Annotated in this window: 20 protein-coding genes; 5 read left to right on the top strand and 15 right to left on the bottom strand. The window is 37.7% G+C overall.

The annotated features are described in order from the left end of the window. Nucleotides 1–70: 70 nt before the first annotated feature. Nucleotides 71–1,669: an L-aspartate oxidase gene (gene nadB / locus R2800_14830; protein ID MEZ5018332.1), complete on the top strand. Its 1,599-nt coding sequence runs from the start codon at nucleotides 71–73 to the stop codon at nucleotides 1,667–1,669. On the opposite strand, the gene R2800_14835 is transcribed toward nadB, so the two are convergent. The 4 genes from R2800_14835 to R2800_14850 all read right to left on the bottom strand — a co-directional run bounded on the left by R2800_14835 (nucleotide 1,670) and on the right by R2800_14850 (nucleotide 6,634). Continuing rightward, on the bottom strand, nucleotides 1,670–3,433 hold the full coding sequence (locus R2800_14835; GenBank protein ID MEZ5018333.1) for an ABC transporter ATP-binding protein: 1,764 nt from the start codon (nucleotides 3,431–3,433) through the stop codon (nucleotides 1,670–1,672). It lies immediately after the preceding gene. Nucleotides 3,434–3,511: 78 nt separating this feature from the next. Continuing rightward, entirely contained in the window at nucleotides 3,512–5,242 is a 1,731-nt protein-coding gene (locus tag R2800_14840; GenBank protein MEZ5018334.1) for an NAD(P)/FAD-dependent oxidoreductase, read from the bottom strand. Between the two features lie 17 nt (nucleotides 5,243–5,259). After that, nucleotides 5,260–5,688 carry an NUDIX domain-containing protein gene (locus R2800_14845; protein MEZ5018335.1) on the bottom strand — a complete coding sequence of 143 codons (429 nt, stop codon included), beginning with the start codon at nucleotides 5,686–5,688 and terminating at the stop codon, nucleotides 5,260–5,262. A 4-nt stretch (nucleotides 5,689–5,692) separates the two neighbouring features. After that, nucleotides 5,693–6,634 carry a magnesium transporter CorA family protein gene (locus R2800_14850; GenBank protein MEZ5018336.1) on the bottom strand — a complete coding sequence of 314 codons (942 nt, stop codon included), beginning with the start codon at nucleotides 6,632–6,634 and terminating at the stop codon, nucleotides 5,693–5,695. A gap of 144 nt (nucleotides 6,635–6,778) precedes the next feature. Here R2800_14850 and fbp point away from each other — a divergent pair, with 144 nt between their 5' ends. From fbp to R2800_14870, 4 genes are all read left to right on the top strand, one after another. Then, complete coding sequence (fbp, locus tag R2800_14855; protein ID MEZ5018337.1) at nucleotides 6,779–7,786, top strand: class 1 fructose-bisphosphatase; 1,008 nt, start codon at nucleotides 6,779–6,781, stop codon at nucleotides 7,784–7,786. 84 nt (nucleotides 7,787–7,870) lie between these two features. Then, on the top strand, nucleotides 7,871–8,194 hold the full coding sequence (locus R2800_14860) for an autorepressor SdpR family transcription factor (GenBank protein MEZ5018338.1): 324 nt from the start codon (nucleotides 7,871–7,873) through the stop codon (nucleotides 8,192–8,194). Continuing rightward, entirely contained in the window at nucleotides 8,172–8,846 is a 675-nt protein-coding gene (locus R2800_14865) for an SdpI family protein (protein ID MEZ5018339.1), read from the top strand. Before R2800_14860 ends, R2800_14865 begins: the two co-directional genes overlap by 23 nt. A 1-nt stretch (nucleotide 8,847) precedes the next feature. Beyond that, a complete protein-coding gene (locus R2800_14870) occupies nucleotides 8,848–10,257 on the top strand; it encodes an alpha/beta fold hydrolase (protein MEZ5018340.1) in 1,410 nt (469 codons plus the stop codon). Nucleotides 10,258–10,302: 45 nt separating this feature from the next. Here R2800_14870 and R2800_14875 read toward each other — a convergent pair whose 3' ends face one another. The 11 genes from R2800_14875 to R2800_14925 all read right to left on the bottom strand — a co-directional run. Beyond that, nucleotides 10,303–10,764: a YHS domain-containing (seleno)protein gene (locus R2800_14875; protein ID MEZ5018341.1), complete on the bottom strand. Its 462-nt coding sequence runs from the start codon at nucleotides 10,762–10,764 to the stop codon at nucleotides 10,303–10,305. A 13-nt stretch (nucleotides 10,765–10,777) separates the two neighbouring features. Continuing rightward, nucleotides 10,778–11,131 (bottom strand): hypothetical protein, encoded by a 354-nt coding sequence (locus R2800_14880; GenBank protein MEZ5018342.1) that lies wholly within the window; start codon nucleotides 11,129–11,131, stop codon nucleotides 10,778–10,780. 88 nt (nucleotides 11,132–11,219) lie between these two features. Then, complete coding sequence (locus R2800_14885) at nucleotides 11,220–12,239, bottom strand: helix-turn-helix domain-containing protein (protein ID MEZ5018343.1); 1,020 nt, start codon at nucleotides 12,237–12,239, stop codon at nucleotides 11,220–11,222. 66 nt (nucleotides 12,240–12,305) lie between these two features. Next, a complete protein-coding gene (locus tag R2800_14890; GenBank protein ID MEZ5018344.1) occupies nucleotides 12,306–13,991 on the bottom strand; it encodes an ABC transporter ATP-binding protein in 1,686 nt (561 codons plus the stop codon). An 89-nt stretch (nucleotides 13,992–14,080) separates the two neighbouring features. Next, nucleotides 14,081–15,172, bottom strand: a complete 1,092-nt coding sequence (prfB, locus tag R2800_14895) for a peptide chain release factor 2 (protein MEZ5018345.1) — start codon at nucleotides 15,170–15,172, stop codon at nucleotides 14,081–14,083. Nucleotides 15,173–15,223: 51 nt separating this feature from the next. Beyond that, complete coding sequence (locus tag R2800_14900; protein MEZ5018346.1) at nucleotides 15,224–15,724, bottom strand: GtrA family protein; 501 nt, start codon at nucleotides 15,722–15,724, stop codon at nucleotides 15,224–15,226. 67 nt (nucleotides 15,725–15,791) lie between these two features. Next, on the bottom strand, nucleotides 15,792–16,796 hold the full coding sequence (locus R2800_14905) for a BtrH N-terminal domain-containing protein (protein ID MEZ5018347.1): 1,005 nt from the start codon (nucleotides 16,794–16,796) through the stop codon (nucleotides 15,792–15,794). 8 nt (nucleotides 16,797–16,804) lie between these two features. Beyond that, a complete protein-coding gene (locus R2800_14910; GenBank protein ID MEZ5018348.1) occupies nucleotides 16,805–17,209 on the bottom strand; it encodes a hypothetical protein in 405 nt (134 codons plus the stop codon). A gap of 53 nt (nucleotides 17,210–17,262) precedes the next feature. Further along, on the bottom strand, nucleotides 17,263–18,318 hold the full coding sequence (locus R2800_14915; protein MEZ5018349.1) for a hypothetical protein: 1,056 nt from the start codon (nucleotides 18,316–18,318) through the stop codon (nucleotides 17,263–17,265). A 5-nt stretch (nucleotides 18,319–18,323) separates the two neighbouring features. Next, entirely contained in the window at nucleotides 18,324–19,307 is a 984-nt protein-coding gene (gene pfkA / locus R2800_14920) for a 6-phosphofructokinase (protein MEZ5018350.1), read from the bottom strand. Between the two features lie 99 nt (nucleotides 19,308–19,406). After that, nucleotides 19,407–20,283: solute carrier family 23 protein (locus R2800_14925; GenBank protein MEZ5018351.1), on the bottom strand; the 877-nt coding region annotated here is incomplete at its 5' end.

Here is a 20,283-nt window from a genome sequence, read left to right on the forward strand (position 1 = left end):
GAGTATTTACTAAAAGTTATAAATTGCTAAGGTTCTCTGTATAGAGAACCTTTTTTCTTAATGAATAACTATGCTTAAAACAGATTTTCTTGTCATTGGTTCGGGAATCGCAGGGTTAACCTTTGCAGTAAAAATTGCGAAACAACATCCTGATAAAACTATCACAATACTAACAAAAGTTAATACCGATGAGACCAATACAAAGTATGCTCAAGGCGGTATCGCAGTTGTAAATGATAAAGAACAAGATAGCTTTGATAAGCATATTGAAGACACCCTCATATCGGGTGATGGACTTTGCAATAAGGAGGTAGTAGACTTTGTAATAAAAGAAGGACCACAACGATTGGATGAAATAATTAACTGGGGTGTTAATTTTGATAAAGATAAAGAAGGGGATTATCTTTTAGGTAAAGAGGGTGGACATTCGGAATCCAGAATACTGCACCACAAAGACATTACAGGCTATGAAATAGAACGCGCTTTAATAGCTGAAGCGCAACAATACAAAAACATACAGATACACAACCATTGGTTTGTTGTTGATATACTGACACAACACCACTTAGGGCATTTGGTTACCAAGTCAACAAGCAATGTTGAATGTTATGGTGTATATGCACTGAATCTAAAAACAAACGAGATAGAAAAAATACTAGCTGGCATAACTATGATGGCGGCAGGCGGCGTAGGGCAAGTGTATCGTAGTACTACAAACCCACGCATAGCCACAGGAGATGGCATAGCAATGTTTTACAGGGCTAAAGGGCGAATTGAAAATATGGAATTCATTCAATTCCACCCTACAGCACTGCACGAACCGGGAGCCAGTCCTTCCTTCCTAATTACAGAAGCAGTACGCGGAGATGGAGGCATATTGAGGAATAAACATGGCGAGGCTTTTATGGAACGATATGACCCTAGAAAAGATCTTGCGCCTCGTGATATAGTAGCTCGTGCTATTGATAATGAAATGAAGCTGAATGGTACAGAGCATGTATACTTGGACTGTAGCCATATGGATAAGGAAAAGTTCAAGCAACACTTCCCAAACATATTAGCTAAGTGTAATAGTATTGGCATTGACGTTTTTAAACAATTAATACCTGTTGCACCAGCCGCGCACTATTGTTGCGGCGGTATAAAAACAGATGTGAATGGCAACACTTCAATAAAACATCTTTATGCTTGTGGCGAATGTTCTAGTACCGGTTTGCATGGTGCCAATCGACTCGCTTCAAACTCTCTATTAGAAGCAATTGTTTTTGCACATAGATGCGCTGAAGATGCCGCTAAAAAGATAGATACGACATCTTTTCAAGAGTCAATACCAGACTGGAACGCCCTAGGCACAAGTGAACCAAAAGAAATGATTTTGATCACACAAAGCATAAAAGAGCTACAGCAAGTAATGAGCGACTATGTGGGTATTGTAAGAAATAACATTCGTCTTGAGCGAGCACTAAGCAGACTGGATCTACTTCATGAAGAAACTGAAGAACTTTACAGAACAACTACAGTATCTCCACAGCTAAGTGAATTACGTAATGCTATTACTGTAGGCTATCTAATTGTAAAAAGTGCGCAGTTCAGGAAAGAAAGTCGTGGACTACATTATAACACAGACTATCCAGAGAAAAGCCAACTACTGCAAAACATAATACTCTAGTTATACCATAGCTACACCGTCTTTACGCTCCCCTATTTGTTGGCGCCACATCGCATAATACAAGCCTTTTTCATTAAGCAAGTAGTCGTGCGTACCAGTTTCTACGATATGTCCTTTTTCCAGAACATAAATTCTATCGGCATGCATGATAGTAGACAACCTATGCGCTATCATAACCGCAATATGTTCCTTCTGTTCAGAAATTGTTCTTATCGTTTTAGATATATCTTCTTCTGTTAGTGAGTCTAGTGCCGATGTAGCTTCATCAAAAACTAACAGCTTGGGATTACGCAATAATGCACGAGCTATAGATAAACGTTGACGCTCACCACCTGAAAGCTTCAAGCCCCCTTCTCCTATTTTTGTATCTATACCATCTTCAGCTCTTGCCAATAAGTTTTCGCATGCTGCTTGGTGTAATACTTTATTCAATTCCTCAACAGAAGCGTTCGGATTAACAAACAACAAGTTCTCCTTTATAGTGCCAGAAAACAGCTGCGTGTCTTGCGTAACGAAACCAAGTTGCTGTCTCAGTTCATCATAATCAATGTTGACAGACTTATGATCATTATAATAAACACTACCTTCCTTAGGATGATATAAGCCCACCAATAGTTTCACAAGCGTTGTTTTACCAGAGCCTGACGGCCCTACAAAGGCTATAGTTTCCCCATTTGACACTTCGAAAGAAATATTGTCCAAAGCAGGCTTTGTCGCCGAATTATGCTTAAAAGTTACTCCTTCAAAACGTAGCTTCTTAATATCTCCCAACACAACAGGATTCGCAGGTTTTACTTCTACATCTTTTGCAAAAAGCTCTTTCACATTAGTTAGTGAGGCTTGCGCTTCTCGGTATGAGAGTATTACATTTCCTATTTCTTGTAACGGGCCAAAGATAAAGAAGGTATAAAATTGCATCGTCACCATCTGTCCAAGTGTCAACTCCTTATGGAAGATGAAATACAAAAGGAAAAACATTATCGTTTGTCGTAAGAAATTCACGAACGTACCTTGAAAGAAAGATATGGTACGTATGCTTCTGACTTTACGAAGCTCTAAACCTAAAATCTTTATGGTTGTGTTATTTAGTCGCTCCACCTCCTGACCTGTCAACCCTAAACTCTTTACTAACTCTATATTTCTTAGCGACTCTGTGGTAGAACCGGCAAGCGCATTAGTTTCAGACAATATGCTCTTTTGTATTGTCTTTATTTTTTTACTCAATACATTTATCAACAAGCTTAACACTACTGCACCCCCAAAATATATAGCCACCAACCATGAGTTGAGCGAGTAGGCATAGATCATCACAAAAACAATACCTACAATTGTTGTGAACAATACATTTACGAATACACTAATAAACCTTTCACAATCAGAACGTACCTTTTGTAGTATCGAAAGGGTCTCACCGCTTCTCTGATCTTCGAACTCTTGGAATGGCAACTGTAATGCATGTTGTAACCCATCTGTATATAACCTAGCCCCAAACTTTTGAATAACAACATTAACAGTATAATCCTGAAAGGCTTTTGCAATACGCGACACCATTGCCGTACCTATAAGCATAGACAATCCCAAAGCCACACCTTTTATAAACTCTGATTCTGTGTACTTATCAGGTTGCTTTGCAAAAGGATCAATAATGTATTGACCGAAAATATAAGGGTCTAATAAAGAGAAAATTTGATTAATAGCTGCCAGTACAAGGGCAAGCACAATTAACCATTTATATCGACTTAAATATTGTAGCAGTAATTTCATTGGTATCTAATCAGCAAAAAGCAAAGGTAACAGCTTCTGACATATTGATGTCAATACACGAGTAAGATATTTCTATAGTTATGAGGAACCCGCATTATCCATACTATTAGCCTTTCTTGCAGCTAGTTTTTCGGCAGGTGTAGGTTTTCTTACCCATGAATTATTGTATGGCTTGAATGCTTTACTATCAAGTATTTCTTTTAAGGTTACTTTGCCTTCCATATATCCACCGAGGGCTTTATAGGCTACTTTATTTTCTTCTTTAAAGATTAAGAGTGCGGCATTAGCTCCTGCTTTTGTTGCTATAGGCACTCCTCCTCCAAGCTCTGCCCAGTGCCCACCTAGCAATAAATGCTTTATAGGTGTTTTATAATGCGCTACTTTACTTTGCATATTTTTCTTACCTGGCCTTGCCCCCATCATCGTACCACCTCTATTACTTGTATATCTATAGTGTGTAACAGGTGTTGCTACATCATAAAACAAGATGTGCTCCTTCAAGTTAGATGCAACTTCTTTGGAAACTCTATTTATTATTGCTTCTGCTATTTTAAACTTATTGGCCTTGTAGGCTTCTCCCCTTATGTAATTGCCTTTTTCGTCTTTCTCCGTCTCCCATTCATTATACTGACTCATTAAAGCAGGCATAAATAAGGTAAGTGTTCCCTGACCTTCGGGAGCAAGAGTTTTATCTCTATGAGAAGGCGCCAATATGATAATTTCGCTTTTTTCAGGATCTCCTGCCCCATCATCGTCTCTCGTAGTAGCTTCACTACTTATATGCACCATTTCTTCACCAAACCCTAGAGCACTTGGGGGGCAATCTAACGCTATAGATACTGTTACTGATGAAGCATATAGCTCTGCATCTTTCAGTCTATCTTTTAACTTCTGCGGGATCGCATCAGCAGGTAACATCTTTTCATAAAGCGTTTCAACATCGCAAGCTGCCACTACATATTTGCTGGATACGGTGTACTCCTTGCCCCTACATTCAAACCGTACACCTTTAGCTTGTTTATCTTCTAACAAGACTTCTTTTACATCACATTTGAAGAATAGATCATTACCGAAATAAGTTATTACATGTTGTAACCACTCTGGTATAGCTTGCCCGCCTCCCTCAGGAGGACTTTGAAAGTCTTTATAATATGCCCAACCAATAGGCACTAAACAACCTAATAGTTCTGCCTCGGATGAAAATATTTTTTGCAACCCTTCATCTTTGAAAAACTTGTCCAGTCCTTTTTGCATCCCTTTGTCACCCTTATATGTGATGTAGGGAATGAAGGGCAAAGCAAACTGTAATAATCGGAATTTATTGGCCAACCGTTTTAGAGGTGACATTGTTTCTTCTGACCTGAATATATTTCCGAAGTTCTTGAACGACTTTCCTATCTTCTTTGCAGCTTTAAAAAACTTAATAATCCCGGCCTTACTATTAGGATATTCTTCTATTAGCTGATCTCTCCATTGGTCTGGATCATCGGTTAAAATATAGTCATGTTTATCCCCTTTGTAAAGCTTTATTCTTTTTTGAACTACCGCCTTCGGATAGTCATTACCAATAGCTGCAAACACTTTTGTAACCAAGCCATCAGGGCCGTATTGATTCAACCAATGTATTGCAGTATCGAAACGAAAATCTTTTCTTCTAAAACCTGCGAGGTACCCCCCTGCATGAGGTTCTTTTTCAAGCACACAAACTGACAATCCCGCCTTACTCAGTAGTGCTGCAGTTGTTAGGCCTCCAACTCCGGCACCTATTACTACTACATCGTAACTTGGTTTCAATTCAATTTTCTGCATAAGGGGAAAGAAAGATACTAATTATCTACAAACGTTGAGTATAAACGTTTGGCCACGATCTTATCTATTGGCAAACTAAATGTATCTTCTGTTATGTCTGCTATTTTCAACCAGTAACTATATTCATTTTCATTATTGTTGACGATATAGCTAACCTGTTCTTTTGCTTTTACCCAATAATAAATACTGATCACTTGAGAACTATCAAAAGCTGAAGGCTGAAAGAAATCGGTAGTATAAAAATGCTCTAAAACATCTATCTCTATGTTCAGCTCTTCTTTCCATTCTCGCTTCAAACCGTCAATAGCACCTTCTCCCAGTTCCATACCACCTCCGGGGAACTTCAGGTATTTATTTCCTCTTATTGTTTCTTCACTCACCAATACTCTTCCGTCTTGTACCCATATACCGTACACTCTTATATTGAAACGGGTGGGTAAAGCCATAAGTTTAGAACCAGCGTTTTTTGTTAAAGTAAAGTGTCATAACAACTGACACAATTATTGATAGCACTACAGGGATCGCAAAACTGTACATGCCTTTCTCGTAAGGGATATCTACATTCATGCCATAGAAACTGGCGATCAATGTAGGTAGAGAAATAAGAATTGTAATACTGGTCAAACGTTTCATGACCATGTTCATATTGTTATTGATGATGCTGGCAAAAGCATCCATTGTACTACTCAAGATATTAGTATATGTGTTGGCCATCTCCAAAGCTTGAGAAAACTCAATGATCAAGTCACCTAAGAATTCTAACTCTTCTTCGTCACAATTTAAAAAATTGGTTCGTTCCATCTTCATCAACAGCAACTCATTGCTACGCAGTGCAGTCACAAAATACACTAGGCTTTTTTGCACACGCATTAAGTAGAGGAGCTCTTCATTCCTGTTAGAATCATAAAGTTTTTGCTCCAAAATATTACGACGGTGATTGATGTCTTTCAACACCTCCATAAAGTCCATTACTACCTTCTCGAATATCTTAAGCACCATCATATTAGGGCGCTCCGGGTGGCGCTTGGCAAAGGTGTTAAGAAACCTGCGTATAGCTACATTCTCAAAAGAGTTAACTGTAATGACCTGATTCCGTTCTGTTTTAATTATAGAGATAGGAATGGTAACATAATCCGCATCACTTTCATTCAACGACTTGTTTTCTACAGGTGTTTTCAAAATCACCAACTTCACCCCATCTTCTTCTTCATAACGTGCACGCTCCTCTATATCCAGAGTATCTGTAAGCAGGTCTCTAGGAATATTTAGATTTTCTGATAGTTGGTTAATCTCATTTTCCTGAAAAGGGGGCGTGACATTAATCCAATTAGCACCTTCAGCATGCTCTATCTCCGATGTTTGGTGGTTGATATTTTTGAAATATTGTACCATTCTTGATGCTATCTTGAGCTTTACAAAGGTAGTAGGTATCTGTTAATATGGAAACCTTTCTCGATTTTTGCCACATTATATAACATAATCGTAAAAAAGCCTACTGTTTATTACTTTTGCTGCATTATTTATACATAAGATATTATGAATCCGGAAAGAAAATTAATGACCTTGGATGAGTTTACTATCCAAGAAACCAGAAAGTTTCCTAATGCAACAGGTGAATTATCTGCTATACTACGAGATATCGGCATTGCTTGCAAAATCATCAACCAACAGGTGCTAAAAGCAGGTCTTGTAGATATATTAGGCGCTCAAGGCTCTACTAATGTGCAAGGTGAGGAGCAAATGAAACTTGATGTTTATTCTGATGAGGCATTAATAAATGTACTAAGAGGTAGTGCTGATTGTGCAGGTATTGCTTCGGAAGAAAACGATGACTTTATCGCATTCGACGACCCATATTCTATAAATAGCAAATATGTTGTTCTTTTCGACCCATTAGACGGCTCTTCTAATATTGATGTTAATGCCTCTATAGGTACCATTTTCTCTATATACAAGCGTGTGAGCCCTCTAGGGGCTCCATGTACTGCAGAGGACTTTTTGCAACCAGGTAACAAGCTAATGGCTGCCGGTTATGTGATCTATGGAAGTAGTACTATGCTGGTATACGCTACTAAACTTGGTGCCAACGGTTTTACACTGGAGCCTTCAATTGGTGAATTCTGCTTATCTCACAGAAACCTAAAATGTAAAGAGGACGGAAAGATATATTCGATCAACCAAGGTAACACTTGTAAGCTTGATAATAAGATGAAAGCTTATCTAGACTATTGTATGGAAGAAGATAAGGAGACTGGTCGTCCTTACTCTCATAGATACATAGGGTCTATGGTTGCAGACCTTCACCGCACGCTTATCAAAGGAGGCATATTTATGTATCCAGCGGACATTAAAAACCCAAATGGTAAACTACGCTTACAATACGAGTGCAACCCTATGAGCTTTTTAGTGGAAGCTGCAGGCGGAGTAGCTACCACAGGCAAAGAAAGAATACTGGATATCGAACCTACAGAGCTTCACCAACGTGTACCTATTTTTATAGGCTCTAAAAACATGGTAGAAAAGGCTGTAGAAATGATCAACTAACACAGTTATTAATTATCATATTTTAAGCCCCGTTTTTGTTAACGGGGCTTATTTTTTTGGAAAACTAATCCGTTAATTAGATATTTGTCTAAATACCTAATTAACGTGAATACATTATTCAAAGCATTAAATGATCAAACAAGAAGGGAAATCCTTGAATTGTTGAAGGAAAAAGATATGACTGCAGGAGAAATTGCGGAACAGTTCGATATATCTAAACCTAGTATATCTCACCACCTTGACATACTAAAACAAGCAGAACTTGTCACCTCTGACAAACAAGGACAATATATCTACTATTCACTCAATACAACAGTTGTAGGCGAGATATTAAAATGGGTCATCCAACTTCAAAAAACAGAGGTTTCTTCAAAATATAATATCCATGGCATCAAAAAACTTTCTTAAACATTTTCCCATACTGCTCATATCTATACTTCCTTTTGGGTACCTATTAGCAATATGGAATAGCCTTCCTGAAAAAATAGCAATACACTATAACATGAAAGGGGAAGTAGACCGTTATGGAAGTAGCTTAGAGTTGGTTTTTGTAACACTGTTGCTTACAGTAATAGGCATAGGAACCTATATTCTATTGACCAATATTCATAAAATAGATCCTAAAAGGGCAAAGTCTGTTCAGGTAAATACTTACAATAAGATAGCTAGTGGTATTGTACTCTTCACCTCAATAATAAACCTTGTTATTATCATTAATGGTGCTAATCCAGAATCTTCTATAGCCAATAAGGTAGTACTACCTAGCATAGGTTTCTTATTCATGTTTTTAGGCAACTATATGTACACCATTAAGCCCAATCACTTTGTAGGCATACGGGTACCTTGGACATTAGAAAGCGACACCAATTGGAAAAAAACGCACCAGCTTGGAGGAAAATTATTTTTTCTAGGTGGCTTAACTATTACGATAGTAGCACTTGTAGCTCCATTTCAGGTAGCCAGTATAGTAATGCTCATTATTATTACGGTTATCAGTATTGCTGCCGTATATTACTCCTATTCAATTTTTAAGAGCGAGTCTAAATCAAAAAACATCTAGTATGAAAAAGACTTTGTTAGTACTAATAGCTGCGCTAATAACGGTAAATGGGCTTGCACAAGATCAATTTGTTGGCGACTGGTTTGGCAGTCTAAATGTTGGGCAAGAACTACAGATCGTCTTTCATATCTCAAACAACGAGGCACTTAAAGCTACTTTGGACGTTCCTAAACAAGGAGCAAAAGCTATTCCGTGCAATGAGGTGATAGCAAAAGGGAACACGATCATTATAAATATTGAGCTTATCAAAAGCAGATTTAGTGGCACGCTAAACAATGGAATAATAAAAGGCAACTGGATACAGAATGGAATGAATATCCCTGTAGAGCTATCAAAGCAAAAACCACAAAAGACCGTGCTCAAACGTCCTCAAACTCCTGAGCCTCCTTTTAGTTACAACAGTACCAATCTCATCTATCACAATAAAGACAAGTCTATACAATATGGTGCTACCATTACTGTACCTGCAATAGATAAAAAGCACCCCGCTGTAATCCTAATTACCGGTTCGGGAGCACAAAATAGAGATGAAGAAATAGAAGGGCATAAACCATTTGCAGTAATAGCAAACCACCTTACTAATAATGGCTATGCTGTATTAAGAATAGATGACCGAGGTGTAGGAGAGACGACTGGCAATACCAATGCTACTTCTGCTGACTTTGCAGAAGATATAATAGCGGGAATAGAGTACTTAAAAAGTAGAGACGATATAGACGCTAAAAAGATAGGCCTGTATGGACATAGTGAAGGTGGACTTATCGCTCCAATGGTTGCTAATAAAACTAAGGATGTCAACTTCATCATATTAGCTGCAGGACCTGGCATACCTGTCATTGACCTAATGAGTGAACAGAACTATGAGATATTACTAAAGATGGGCATAACCGATGAAATGGCAAAAGCATATACCCCACTGTATCGAGACATAATGTCTATACTTACTACTGCAGAAAATAAAAAGTCTGCTGAGATAAAAATAAACAACACTATCAACTCCTGGAAAACTAGAACGGACAAGCAAACTGTAGCTATAACAACAGGAATATCAGATGAGGCAACGCAAAAAGTTTTTGCCAATCAATTTTTAAAATTGTACGATAGTAAATGGCTGAAATACTTCATTAGCTACGATCCAACACCTGCACTAAAAAAACTGCGCTGCAAAGTCCTTGCGATAAACGGAGATAATGACATCCAGGTAATCTCTAAGTCAAATTTAGCTGGCATTGAATCGGCCTTAAAAAAGAGCAAGGTTAAAAGCTATGAAGTAAAAGAATTCAAAGGATTAAATCATCTATTTCAAAGCTGTAATACTTGCAATACTCAAGAGTATGGTAAAATTGAAACAACCTTTGAACCTGTAGTTTTGGATTATATAACCGATTGGCTGGACGAAAACGTGAAATAAACAGGGCCTAATAAGTCAACCCTGTTTATTCATAAACTATTTGTATTAGGGCTGCTTACTGAGTTTTACCCAATTAGAATTCGCTTTTGAAACTAACTTATTATGCTCTCCATCTAACCATAATTGCTGTGCATCTACTTCTAGATTATAAAGAAACAAAAAGTACTTTCCACCCTTCACTACAAATTTGTTTGGATCTGTCCTAAACTTGGCACCAACAGAAACTCCAAAGGCGCAATAACCACCGTACTGAGGTTGGTATCTGGCAGGGTTTGCTTCAAACTTCTTTTGCTGTTCCATATTAGTGAAATAGTAGACAAGATCATTATAAGTAGACTTAAATTCTTTTGATCCTTTTTGTGCTATCCCGAGATCAAGGTAAGAAACAGGACTATAGCCTTGTAAAGCAACTTTGCTATCGTCAACGTTATTGGCCGACTTTAAATTTTGTGCAAATACAGTAGTGGTCATTAGTACTGTTGCAATCAATAACAATGTATTTTTCATAGTATTTTTCTTTTTAGTTTTTAAAATATTGTTCGTTAACGATCTTGTTATCTTCCCATACCGATCTGATGATCTCATGCCAAAGTATAGTGCTACCATCCTTCATATCGAAATGAAAAGTATACTCAGCAAAAGATACATTCTCGCTAAAAGAAGAGTGATGGAGCGTTATTTCATTAACGTTTTTTATCGCTCCAGCAAAGCCCTCCATCTTTTTCAACATTTCAGTTTTATTACTTGTTTTGGCGCCGTCAAAATCAAGAGTAGTAGCATGATCTGCAAAAAACTTGTCAGTAGCTGCAACGATCAGCCCTTGTTTAATCATATCATTTTTTTCCGTTAAAAGTTGGTTTAAATCTTGTGTCATAAGCTTGTATTCGTTTTTGATTTACGATACAAAACTAGAAGCAGAGACACCATCCATCACTACAAAAATGTAGCTAAGTACTGTACTTTTAATTCGATGCGCGATAATGCATCGGTGTAATGCCAACATGCTTTTTGAAAAATGAAGAGAAATGATTTGACTCTTTAAAACCTAATTCATAAGCTATAGTAGTAGTACTGAACCCTTGCAGCAACATTTTTTGGGATTCATGGATTATTTTTTTAGATATCAGCTCATGCATACCCACACCTATTCTTTGCTTTACCTTCTTGGAAAACGACCTTGGTGTCATGCACAATTCATTAGCGTAGAACGAAAGCATATGTTTTTCCTTATAGTACTTGTCTATCAGTGTTAACACATCAGTTATAAAACTATCACGTCCATGCACTTCATATACACATCTAAATTCATGAGGTGCCATATTCGTATGTAGCTTAAAGAATTTATTGAAATATGCTGCATCTTTAAACCCCAACTCATAAGCTATTTCCTTAGTGCTCATATCTGTAAACACCACCTTTCGTTGTGCTTCTAATAGTATCTTTTTTTGCTTTAATTGTAATACTGTATAACACAACTTTTCTTTAGACAATGATTGTATGCGATTTGGAGCTTCGTTAAGAAAACCAGCAATATCTTTTAGTGTTATAGGTTCTCTAAATTTCACATCTACAACATCTTTTAAATCAAATAGTAATTCTACTTCACTCATTGTTGCAGAAAATGGATTCTGTTCCACCCATCTGTTAATAGCATTTGATAAGAGTACTACAGAAGACTGTTTTGTTTCCAGTTGTTCAAAATCATTGACCTTAACATACCCTACACTAACTAAATGCTTAAAGAGTAGCCTTGAATTTACCACTTGCTGTACACTATTTGCTGGAAAGTCTAAAACTTCTATCCTAAAATGGCCAGATAGCAATTGAAAGTACTGACCCGGCGAAAGAAAAATGGCTTTACCGGAGCTATAGCCGTAATTCTTAAAATCTATTTGAAATAGTCCATCTCCCTCTCTTATGAAAAGGAGGCAATATTGGTTAAAAGAGTATACTTGATAAACAAGAGGAGTAAATGATCTCATACTGATATCCTATCTCATATAGAGACGGATAAAATCAAAAATCATTTCATAAAGCATAAGTTTTTTTTATAAAGTTGCTTTTTGTTTCTGTCGCTCCACTGCTGTGTACAATTTGTAATACTCCCCTTTGGCAGTGATAAGCTCTTCATGATTGCCCTGCTCTATTATTTGCCCTTTATCCATTACCAATATGCTATCGGCCATACGTATTGTAGATAGCCTATGCGCTATAACAATAGACGTTCTGCCTTTTATCAAAGTATCTATGGCATTCTGAATCAACTGTTCACTTTCACTATCTACAGATGAGGTAGCCTCATCTAATATGAGTATTGAAGGGTTATACAATAAAGCTCTAGCAAAAGAAACTAGCTGGCGTTGCCCTTGTGACAAACTATTACCTCTTTCCATCACATCAAATTCGTACCCACCTGGCAAGGTCATTATAAATTCGTGAATGCCTAGCATTTGCGTAACGCGTTGTACTTCTTCTAATGGGATATCAGAATTACGCAATGTAATATTATCGTAAATAGTACCGGAGAATAAGAAGACATCCTGCAACACAATACCTATATGACTTCTTAATGTGTCAATATCATACTCCTTAATATCAGTACCGTCTATTAATATTTTTCCGTCTTGTATTTCGTACTGGCGGTTAATAAGGTTTATAATAGAAGTTTTACCTGCACCTGTATGTCCTACCACGGCCATTGTCTTACCCGCACCCAATTCAAACGATATACCTTTTAGAACAGGAATACCTTCTTTATAGCTAAAGTGTACATTTTTAAAAGACAATTTACCATCAATATGTTGAGGTTTGTAAACTCCTTCATTCTTTAAATGCTCTTCACTATCCAATACTGCAAACACACGCTCAGCAGCCACCACCCCCATCTGCAGTACGTTAAATTTATCAGCAAGCATGCGAAGAGGACGAAATAAAAGATTGAGGTACATCACGAAAGCAATAACAACACCAGGTGTAACATCATAATGCAACATACTTATTGCCCCCCACCATACTAACAAACCAAGAGAAACCGCTAAAATTATTTCTACAACAGGAAAGAAAACTGAATAGGCAAAAATAGCTCTAATATTAGCTGAGCGATGTTTCTTATTGATCATTTGAAACTTCTCTTGCTCTTTTTTCTCAGCAGCAAATGCTTGTACAATGTACATACCTACTATATGTTCCTGCACATAAGAGTTTAGGTCTGATACGGCATTACGTACCATTTGAAAAGACTTCTTTACACTTTCTTTAAAGTAGTAAGTAGCCAATATCATAAAAGGAAAAGTAGCAAGGCAGATCAAAGTTAATTTCCAATCGGTCACCAACATGACACCTATTATGGCAAGTATGGTCAATACATCTGCTATAATAGAAATAACCCCTTGGCCAAACACTTCGTTAACAGCCTCTATATCATTAATAGTTCTTGTCGTTAGCGTACCAATAGGAGTGCGGTCATAGTATGCAATATTCTGATTCAGTATTTTTTTAAATACTGTCTTACGCATATCATTGACGGTTGTTTGTCCTAGCCAGTTTATGCGGTACATAAAAACAAAACGGATCAAACTCTCTATCAATAAAACGCCAAGCTGTATCACACTTACCCATATCAAGCCCTCTAGCAGTTTATTATTAATATACTTGTCTATAGACAACTGTATCAAATAAGGACGTAATGGCGCTAGTGCTGCCAGTACTATAGACAGCGTTATTGATAAGTACAATGTACTTTTATATGGTTTCGTAAAAGAGAGAATCCTTAAAAGGACCTTCAAATTAAATACCTTCTTTTTGTTTTTCTCTTCAGTCACTTTTAGTCTTGTTCTTCTTTTATGGTCATCAAATACGCTTTGATAAATTCATCTATCTCTCCATCCATCACAGGGCCTACATTACCTACTTCATAATCTGTCCTGTGGTCTTTTATCATTTTATAGGGGTGGAAAACATAAGAGCGGATTTGCGACCCCCATTCTATTTTTTTCTTTGTAGAGTTGGTCGCGTTCTTTAACTCCTCTCTTTTACGCAATTCTTCTTCATAAAGTTGGCTCTTTAACATGGTCATAGCCTTCTCTCTATTTTCTCCTTGCGTACGCGACTGTTGGCATTCTACTACTATTCCTGAAGGTATGTGTTTTAAACGAACTGCGGTTTCTACCTTGTTTACATTCTGTCCTCCTTTACCACCAGCACGGAAAAAGTCCCACTCTATATCAGCGGGGTTCACCTCTATATCAATATTACTATCTACCAAAGGATAAACGAATACAGAGGCAAAAGAAGTATGTCTTCTGGCATTAGAATCGAAAGGAGAGATACGTACTAATCTATGCACGCCACTTTCTGCCTTCAATAGACCATAAGCAAAAGCTCCATCGAACTCCATAGTAGCTTGCTTTATACCGGCACCGTCTCCGTACTGCAGATCAAGCTCTGATATTTTCCAGCCTTGCTTCTCACCATACATACGGTACATACGAAGCAACATCTCTGCCCAATCCTGACTTTCAGTACCTCCTGCGCCAGAGTTAATTACCATTACCGCTGGCATCTCATCTTCAGGCTCACTCAATGTCGAGCGAAACTCTGCATCTTCAATATCAGCAATCGCCTTTTTGTAGGCTACCGCAACCTCTTCCTCCTCTGTTTCTCCTGCCTTCCAAAACTCAAAAAGTACCGCAAAATCTTCTACTGAAGTACTTACTTGCTCATAGAGGTCTACCCAAAACTTATTCAGCTGAATTTCTTTAAGAATACTTGTAGCACGCTCATTATCATCCCAAAAGCCAGGTGCTAATGTTAGCTGCCTATCATTTTGGATCTTATCATTCCTTTCATCAATTCTTAGAAAACGAGATAAATGCTGCACTTTTTCGCGCATCTCTTTCAGCTGTTCCTGCGTCATAATCTATGTAAAGGTAAGCCCTTCGTATTATTTGTTAGTGGAAATAAGTTGTCAAGATTCCACAGCTACCTCTTTCACTTTGAAGGTGAAATTGCGTTGTGAAATATAGCTAAACACAGCTACTATAGCTGTAGTGACAATCTTAGACGGTGTTGGGTACCAATGGAAGTATTCTACAAACAACTTGAGGAATACATAGTTGAGTAAAATACACATGCAGACCAATAATGCATACCTGAAGAGCTGTACCCTCCCTTTCAGGTTAGACTCAGGAAAAACTATGTATTTGGCCAAACCAAAACCTAATGGGAAACTGATACTAAAGGAGATGATAAATGCCGCAATATGTGGCGTAATAGCAATACTGCCAATAGGAACTGGCTGCTTCCCTAATATAAAGTTGTAGGCTACAAAATAAATGAGGATATCAAGCACAGTATTAGAACCTCCGCAAGCTATGTAACGAAAAGTTTGCTGATTGATCCACTTTGCAAAAGGCTTATGAAAAAAATCAATAACTGTGAGTACGATATTTCTAACTCTTGATAGCAACTATATTAAAATAGGGGTGTAAAAATACACTAAAATCCTTAAGGAAACAGCATATACATATGCAAATCTACCATTTGATCTTGCCCAAGCGCGTAAAAAAGTCTTTTTCTTTTGTTCCGCACACACGCAACATATCTGCCAGCTCATCGTAAGACACTAGGTCCGATGTCCTATTTTTCATTTGTCGTGCCGAATGATAGGCAAAATTCCGCCAATCATCACCGATCACTGTCAATTCTTCAGATAGTTCTTTTAAGTCGTCTCTTTGCAGCATTTCCCCTGCCTCTTGCAGAAATGCCGCATACAAGAATCTAAAACCTGCACCTCCTGTACCTATTTCCTCCTGCATACGTATTACATTTCCTAAGTATAATGCTGACTTTCTAGGAGTTAGTTTCTTAGGGTATTTTTGTATTTGATTAGCTAAATGAAATATACCCTTATTACCAAACCAAGGCAATGGAGGAGATAACATAAAGAAACAGGTTTGCTTAATACCTGCTTTAATTGCTTTAGGAAAATCCATCTCTTTAGGAGCAGACTTTACGTAATACATCAAGCCCTTAGGCTCGGGGAAACCTTTCGCAAAACGAGCTTTTGCCAAGTCTTCTGCCTTTATTCTTGATACGTCTTCTAGTATCGGATCACTCACTAAATATTCATCTCCCTCTTTACCATATACTACGAGATTATGCGCATTAAAATGAAAACGAAAGGCCTCGGGTAAATACGGCAAATAATAGACACTACTACCCATACCTACAGGCTTACCTTGCGCTAAAACATCATCTAAAGCTTGCATAGCAGCTTCCGGTGTGCGAAAACGCTGTTTCTCCATCTCTATATTCAAGCGTTTTGTTATCTGCTTAAATATTGTGCCCGGGAATGTTCTAAATGTAGAACCCGGAGTACCACTCACTTTTACAAAGGACAGATGCGCAAAGAAAATACCTGAACCTATACCAAATACCATAGGTTCACTTACATCTATACCTTCAAACTTCAACAAATTTGATGTTACGCCACTCTCACAATGAGCGTGCTGGTAATGCTTAAAATCAATTATACTCATTGTTAACCCTATTGACCAAAATTCTTTAATTCATCCACACTTATCTCAAACACTTCTGCATATTTTGCTATTAACCCTTCTTTCATTTTCCCGAATACCGACGGTTTGAAATGTCGTTTCACTTGCCACTGCCATTTGCCAACATATCTTGCCAGTAACGGTACATCCATCAAACATTTTTCCATATAGTATGCTATAGGACTCAACACACCGTTTTCTACCTTTTTCTTTGTCTCAGCTAGCGAATCATCTACAGCGTCCCAAGCCTGCTTTGTGGCAAAGTTTTCTGCTTCCCACCCTGCAGAATTGACACCAGTATACTTACCCTTATCATCTACAGCATACATTAACTTTTTCACCTTATCACCTTCTTTAAAATCTCGAGGCTCTTGTGGCACTTCGTTTGTCTTCATCTTATCAGATTTCGGTAGTGAAAATAATAAAACTAAGTGTTCTTACTGTCGACTTATTTTTCCTGTTCTAATTCTATTAATATAGGAAAATGATCACTATATCCCTTTATCCAATGTGTTCCCTTAAACGATCTATATGGATACCCCTTTGCATTCTTATAAGTATCCTTTAGAAATTCCTTATCGTAAATGATCGCCTTACTATACTTCCAGCCATTATTATCTAGCAAACCGTCAGATATAATTATCTGGTCAAAATGATCCCATTGACGCATATAAACAGAAGTTCCTTTGCCCGACTGGTGTTTCTCTGCCCAAGGATTATACAAAAAGCCCAGCCTTTTGATATATCTGTTACTAAAGGCACCTAGTGTCTTTTCTATGCTTTTGTCATTAGGGTTATCATTCATGTCTCCCATTATGATGATGTTGGCATGAATATTCTTTCCCCAAATTTTTTCTACGTTTTCTTTATTAATTGTAGCTGCCGCAATTCTTTTCGGTTCTGATTCTTTTTGCCCTTCTTTTCTTGAAGGCCAATGGTTAACCATAATAAATACCGTATCCCCTTCCAATATACCTCTAACAAAAAGCATATCCCTACTTGCTGCAAGCCTACCCTCATCCCTATAAGTTATAGGAACAGCAGTAGCCTTTAGTACTCTAAACTGTTTAGGATCATATAACATAGCTACATCAATACCCCTTGGGTCTGGACTATCATACCATAAGTATTGATAGCCTCTATCTTTAATTGATGGCTGGTTGGTCAAATCTCTTAGAACAGTTTTATTCTCTACTTCTGCCAATCCTATTATTGCCGGTCCATTAGGATATTTCTTACTAGTCATACTCTCTAATACCCTTGCAATATTTCTCAACTTGGCTCTGTATATTTTTTCGCTATACCTGTAAGCCCCATAAGGCGTAAAATCATCGTCAAGCTTTACAGGATCATCCTTAGTATCAAAGAGGTTTTCTACATTGTAAAAGGCAACAGCTACTTGCTTTGGCTTTTTAACCTCTTTCTTTTGAGCCTTACAACTCCCACCAACGAACAGTGTTAGTGACAATAATATCAAACTATACCTCATACTTTTCCTACTCATAAAAACTATATTGCTAATACCCTTATCATCTCCAACATGTCTTCTCTTATAGCTGTATTTTCTTTAACCACTTTAGCCAATGGTGTATATACTACCTCACCATTTATAACACCTGCCATCACTTGTGTTTTACCTGCTATTAGTGCGTTTACCGATGCATACCCCAATCTACTAGCCAATACCCTGTCAGCAAATGTAGGAGCCCCACCGCGCTGTATATGCCCTAGCACACATGTTCTTGCATCTTTTTTAGGAAAACGTTTTTTAACTTCTGCATATACTTCTTCCGCCCCTCCAAAGTCATCTCCTTCTGCTACAACTAGTATATGCACGGTCTTTTTACGCAGTTCATCTTCACCTATTCTATTCAGCACATTATCAATATTCGTTATTGTTTCAGGTATAAGTATATCCTCTGCCCCACAGGCTATACCACTGTTGAGTGCTATATATCCTGCATCTCTTCCCATCACTTCTATGATAAACAACCTATCGTGAGCTTCGGCGGTGTCTTTAATTTTATCAATAGCCTCTACTGCTGTATTTACTGCGGTGTCATACCCTATAGTATAATCAGTACCTGCTAGATCCTTATCTATTGTACCAGGAATACCCACCGCAGGTATTGTATATTTTTCAAAGAATTTTACCGCGCCTGTAAATGTTCCATCACCTCCTATTAGCACCAAGGCTTCTATGCCATTCTTCTGTAATTGCTCATAGGCCTTCTGCATTCCTTCTTCTGTTCTAAACTCTTCACTTCGGGCAGTTTTCAATATCGTACCACCTCTTTGTATAATATTAGAAACATTAGTTGCCTCCATTTTATAGATATCTCCCTCTATCATTCCTTGATAGCCTCTGCGTATGCCGTATACATCAATATTGTTGTATATGGCCGTACGTACTACAGCCCTTACCGCAGCATTCATGCCCGGGCTATCGCCACCTGAAGTCATGACACCAATTTTCTTAATACTTGTTTTCATTATTGAGCTCTTATATCTCCTACAAAGATGCCAACATTATTTTAGATACAAAAGCGGCTTTAGCAATTGCTAAAGCCGCTTTTTCAGCATAATTTCTATTTACTTTTCCTTGTCTAGCTCATCCATCAGACTATCAAAATCTCCTGATGAAACAACAGTACCATCATCGTTAACAGCCGCAGCTATATCCAGCTCCTTGCTGCTAGCTTTCGGTACTCTATAGGCTTCTTTAAAACCATTAAGAGACATCTTTATATTTCTATCTACAGCTTGAGTTTTATAGAACTCTCTTATCAACTCTAAAACATCGAAGTCAATATACTCTGTATTACTAGCATCCAATACAACGTTAGTATTAGCTGGCAGCTTCTCTAATGTTTGTTTCAATCTCGCTTTATTCAGAAAAGACACCTCTTGTGCTAAAGTTATTGTTATCACTTCCCCGTCCTGAGATACTTTTCTTTTATAAAAGAATGGGATTCTTGCATTTTGTCTTAAAATGTAGAAGATACCTATTGCCATACCAATACCCACACCTTTCAACAGGTCTAGCCCTACAACAGCCAACGTAGTCACTACCAATGGGATAAACTGTGTTAGCCCTCCATTCTTCCATATACGCACAAACATCGATGGCTTACACAACTTATAACCAGTATAGATAAGGATAGCTGCTAAAGACGCCTTGGGAATTAAATTTAAAATTACAGGAATAGTACCTACACATATCAGTAATAAGAACCCATGTATAATAGTGGACAACTTGGTTCGCCCTCCCGCGTTAACATTGGCCGACGAACGCACAATAACTGAAGTCATTGGTAGCCCACCAATAAGTCCACTTACCAAATTACCAACACCTTGAGCTTTCAACTCTCTGTTTGTTGGTGTATATCTCTTCTGCGGATCAAGTTTATCAGTAGCTTCTACACACAACAAAGTTTCAATAGAGGCTACAATAGCAATAACAACACCA

The sequence above is a fragment of the Flavipsychrobacter sp. genome, assembly GCA_041392855.1.
Classification (GTDB): domain Bacteria; phylum Bacteroidota; class Bacteroidia; order Chitinophagales; family Chitinophagaceae; genus UBA5543.